General features: G+C 38.2%; 4 protein-coding genes. 3 read left to right on the top strand and 1 reads right to left on the bottom strand.

All coding sequences use genetic code 11. The features are described from left to right. Positions 1-275: 275 nt before the first annotated feature. Complete coding sequence (locus BM123_RS24330) at positions 276-449, bottom strand: hypothetical protein (protein ID WP_175489533.1); 174 nt, start codon at positions 447-449, stop codon at positions 276-278. Between the two features lie 124 nt (positions 450-573). Here BM123_RS24330 and BM123_RS23590 point away from each other — a divergent pair, with 124 nt between their 5' ends. The 3 genes from BM123_RS23590 to BM123_RS23580 all read left to right on the top strand — a co-directional run bounded on the left by BM123_RS23590 (position 574) and on the right by BM123_RS23580 (position 4,415). Further along, a complete protein-coding gene (locus BM123_RS23590; RefSeq protein ID WP_090173591.1) occupies positions 574-1,677 on the top strand; it encodes a hypothetical protein in 1,104 nt (367 codons plus the stop codon). 397 nt (positions 1,678-2,074) lie between these two features. Then, positions 2,075-2,614, top strand: a complete 540-nt coding sequence (locus BM123_RS23585) for a hypothetical protein (protein WP_090173590.1) — start codon at positions 2,075-2,077, stop codon at positions 2,612-2,614. A gap of 703 nt (positions 2,615-3,317) precedes the next feature. Next, entirely contained in the window at positions 3,318-4,415 is a 1,098-nt protein-coding gene (locus BM123_RS23580; RefSeq protein ID WP_090173589.1) for a DUF4221 family protein, read from the top strand. The last annotated feature ends 234 nt before the right edge of the window (positions 4,416-4,649 follow it).

Below are 4,649 nucleotides of genomic sequence, written 5' to 3'. Positions count from 1 at the left end.
CCCTCCAACTTCCCTTCGGTCTGTTAGTTGTTTTATCTGCGAATAATTCGACTTCCCAAGATGGCCGGATATGAATCGCACCAATCCGTCCGCCTCCCCCACCAATACCGCGACTTTTTTGAAAATAATTCCTCTAAAGCTTCCTGATGCCAGCCTATGTTCTTAATGCTGACTCGAAGTTTGGGTAAGTTTGGGTAAGTTTGGGTGCAGAAAGGACTAAATTTGGATTTGTTAAATGGTTCCATCTGCCAACTAAAAGGTGGCTGATTTGATTATCAGATTTTAATTGAAATATAAGTAACAATGAAAACTCTATTTTCTTTATTTCTGTGGCTTGGCATGCTTTTCCTATTTTCAGCCGCTCCAAACTCAGCTACATTAACTTCAGGTGCTTCCATGGAATCATTTGGATGTAAATTCTGCTGTACAGGTACTAGTGGTGTTTGCAAAGGTTGTGGTATGACAACCAAGGGGAAACTTGTAACTTGCCCTACAGAACAATAAAATGAATATTTTAAAGAACACCCTGTTACTTACCGTAAGTAACAGGGTGTTCTTATCTAATTAGCACTTATGATAAATAGGATAGTTACAATTTTTATAGTGGCACTGTTTTTATGTGGATGTGCTGGCAATGTTGATGATATACAAGGATATGAAAAAATTGAATCAAAAAATGTAGTAAAGGCTGAAATCCCATTCGTAGAGCTAGGTGTTAGGGATTTACTCAGGGTGCCAATGGAAATTACAATAGATCCCGTCAAAGACGTTTTTTTAGTGGCAGATGATGGCTACAATGAGATTATAAGAGTTATTGATAGAGAGTCTGGTGCTTTAATCGATTCTTTTGGTACAAGAGGAGATGGATTAGGTTATTTGAACTATCCTAGAGCTATTTTAGGTCCGACTCAACAGACTCCTGATAGCATTTATGTACTCGAAGGATTTGAAAATAAGATAAACGTTTACAACGAGGAGTATGATTTTGTACGTCAGATTTCAATAGAGTGGGAAGGCTTGTTTAACTCGGCAAAACGAATCTCGGATAGGAAAATAATCCTGTCAACAAGTGGAGGGCCTAGTTTGGTGGCTTTTTTTGATTTGGATACCGAAAAGCTGAGTTATCCTTCAAATCAACCACTTTTTCCCGTTCCATTTGATATTGCGCCTATTCCTGAGGCAGCATTACCTGAATTTTTTGCTTCTAAAATAGCCTATAATCAACAAAAAGATGAGTTGTATCTAGCTGCGGAAGAAATTGATGTTCTACAAAAATATAAACCTGACGGAATTTTGATAGAACGATTTAGAGGTCCGGATAACTTTGTTCCTAGAGGCGTTTTGACTCCAGAAGGGTATTTTGCTAGAATAGAAAATTCATTTACCCAGGTTTACTGTTACCCAATGGAAGTAATTGGTGATAAACTTGTAGTTGGATATAGTGGTTTAGGGCCAAATATGGATACTCCGGAAGATAACTCGTGGGAAAATGGGAACCGACTTTTTATCTATGATCTGGATGGTTTGGAGAAATTTCATGAAATCGTAATGGAAGATGTTATCTTCACATCTGGATGTGTTTCCGCTGAAAGTGAACAAAAAATTTATCTAATCGACGTTAATCCAGATAAGGATGGCGCTGATATAATCGAAGTGGACATTGGGGGCTTTTTATGAAAGATTATAGAAATTAATTTTTTGGATTAGACAGTAAATTTTGACTGTATAGCATGATAGCCGTTGACTTCTTCTATACAGCACAAAGAAAATTTTACTATGCATTCTTTTCGAATCTCTCGGGAGCTGCATAGACTCACGTAAATATTAAATTCAATTTTATGAAATCTATACTTTCATTTCTTGCATTGTTATTATTGCTTTCAGCTGCTTCACCCTCTTCTTCTCCGTCCATGATTTCTCAGGGATTCTGTGAAGGGACGTGCGTGGGGAAGCAAAGTACTTGTAAGCCATGTGGTGCAGGTGGGATAGTCTACAAGGGGAAACTTGTTGTTAAAGAAGAGAGTGACAGTTTCTAGTTTTAATAACCTTAACTCTAATTCTTTTTCATCTTACTTTGGCCGCCCTAAACGTAAATACGGGTAAGGTTCAAGAATTAGTTCCGGGCATTCCGGAGTGGGTAAGTGGAAATCACCATTTTGGCGGACTGAATACCCTGCACTACTATTATGATGACGGTGAGATTGTCTATAATTTCCCCTTTATGGATTCGGTTTTCACCTGGTCTCCGCTAGAAAAGTCGCTGAAGCGACAGCGATATGCTTCAGAGGTGATTCCTGGAATCCTAAAAGCGTATAACGGAGATGGTAGTATGGAGAGCCTTGTTCATGCTTCCTCCAAAAGCGACTATTACACCGGAATGTACTCCGTTACGGGTACGTCAATGCAATATCGATTCGTGGTCAGTACCAGCGTTGAGAATGAGGTGACCTATTCAACCTACCTGGAAGTCTTTGATGAGTCGGCGTTGCACTTTACCAACAAAATTTCATCGATGGTAAAGACCAGAGGGTTTACGGTGAAAGATTCTATTTTTCTGTTTAGGGAGTCGGGAAGTGAGGATTATTTGGAGTTCGCCGTTTTTTCTGGATTGTAGCTGCTTGAATGTAACGGCGAATATTTTTTGGTTGATATAAGGGTTCCTTAAAATAGTTTATTCGGGAGCCCTCCAACTTCCCTTCGGTCTATCAGTTGTTTTATCTGCGAATAATTCGACTTCCCAAGATGGGCCGGATATGAATCGCACCAATCCGTCCGCCTGCCATACTAATACCGTGACTTTTTTGAAAATAATTCCTCCAAAGTTTCCTGATACCAGCCTATGTCCTTAATGCCGACTCGAAGTTTGGGTAAGTTTGGGTAAGTTTGGGTAAGTTTGGATTTTACCCCCTTTATCATTGTTCTGATAATAGGCTTCATTGCGCCTTTTTTGCGATGGCCTGATGGTGTTCAGGCGATAATTTTTTAATTGATGAACTATGAAAAAACGATTTTTTTCCATTTTTTTTGCGATCGCTTTTATGTTTGCGTCGCTAAATTTATCAGCGGGTTACGAATCCATTAATTGTAACTACTATTCTGAAGATTACGGCATGTGGATTGCTGCTTCAGAGTGTGATAACCCAGGCAACAACTGTTCTGTTAAGCGTTGCGATTGTAGCTCAAACGGAGCTTGGGATCCTCCCTCAATGTAAGCCCGATTAGTGCCCTTGAAGTAATTGTTTCTTCTGGGGCACTACTTTTTTTGCTGAATATAGTAGAGTTTGCTACTCGGTAGGTAGTTATTGTAAAATACTATTATGAGACCATTTTTAATTTTCAGTTGTTTGTTTGTATTAATATCTTGCCAGGACCCTGGTATTAGTACATTGTCAATTGCTAAAATTAATAGCCTGGATAACATATCTATTCCGATAGATAGTATCTTGATAGATGGAGGCCAGTTAGTGTCTTTTAAGGAACGTTTTGGAAATACAGAGTACTTGTACCGAACTAGACCCTTTGCTAATGGAGTTCAATCGATTAATTTAGGAAATGGGGATTCTGAAATTATTACTATTCCTAAAGAAGGTCCTAATGGCATCAGAAGAATTCAATCTTTTATTGTTAAAGATGATGGAAGTTATTTAGTGGCTGCGGATGAAAAAATAGTTTCTCTTGATACTCAAGGAAGAATTATTGATCAGTTTAGGTTTTTTCCGAATAATATGGACATGGAGCTCCACGGGCCATATATTATTCGTGCAACTCATGAATTTCCCCTGCAAGAGTATAAGGGGGACCTAGTTGTACATTTGGAGAGAGACGATTCAGACGATTATAGTTTCCCTTTTCATTACCAAGGGCCGTTTTTAGGACTATTAGACATTGAAAAAAGGATAGCAATTCCCTTATCAGTGGAGTGGCCAGACCAAACCCAATATTACGGTTTTACACATCAGCCATTTTTTAGCGTTGTAGAAGAAGATATTGTTTATGGATTTGCTTATTCACCTCATATCTACCGATTCTCATTAGAGAGTGATTTGACACAATCGTTTTATCAGGAGCCATTTAAGGGTCTCTCCAATGATTCATTTAAGGGTAGCTTCGATGAGGTTGAGCTATTGTCTCATCGATCAAAAAGTGTTGTTTATGGGGAAGTTGTATACGATGAAGAATCTAATAGGTATTGTCAACTAGTTTTTGTTCCTCCAGTTCCTTCACATCCTATGTACGGTAAAGCGCAGTTTATTGGAGTTAGGCTTTTTGATGAAAATTTGACCCTAATCGGTGAAGAAACTTTGCCTGGAGGAATGGCCCCAGAGGCTTACTTTTTTAATGGTGAATTATTTGTAAGGTTCATTAAGGACGTTCCCGAAAACGCACTCTTTTTGAGAAGAGTATATGTTGAGTGATTTTTAAATTTTATAGATTTTATTTTTGTGGACATTTTAAAAATAGCGATGTTATAAAGGTGTAATTTAAATTAATTTTTTTTTCGAAAACAGCTAATGTGTCCTAGGATGCTTTTTGAGTGCTTTTGTATAATTATATTGTACGCTTCCCATTGAGCGCAACCACAATTTAGTAGAAAGACAACCTTATCTTACTCATCTTCTAAATCGCGCCAACATGCGGAAAAGTAAATT

This window comes from Neolewinella agarilytica, assembly GCF_900110645.1.
Classification (GTDB): Bacteria; Bacteroidota; Bacteroidia; order Chitinophagales; family Saprospiraceae; genus Neolewinella; species Neolewinella agarilytica.
Note: the sequence above shows the minus strand (reverse complement) of the source record. Positions and strands in the feature narration are given on the sequence as shown.

Excerpts from the sequence above, each read along its gene's own strand:
- BM123_RS23590 (WP_090173591.1), top strand. The coding sequence starts at position 574 with ATGATAAATAGGATAGTTACAATTTTTATAGTGGCACTGTTTTTATGT.
- BM123_RS23580 (WP_090173589.1), top strand. The coding sequence starts at position 3,318 with ATGAGACCATTTTTAATTTTCAGTTGTTTGTTTGTATTAATATCTTGC.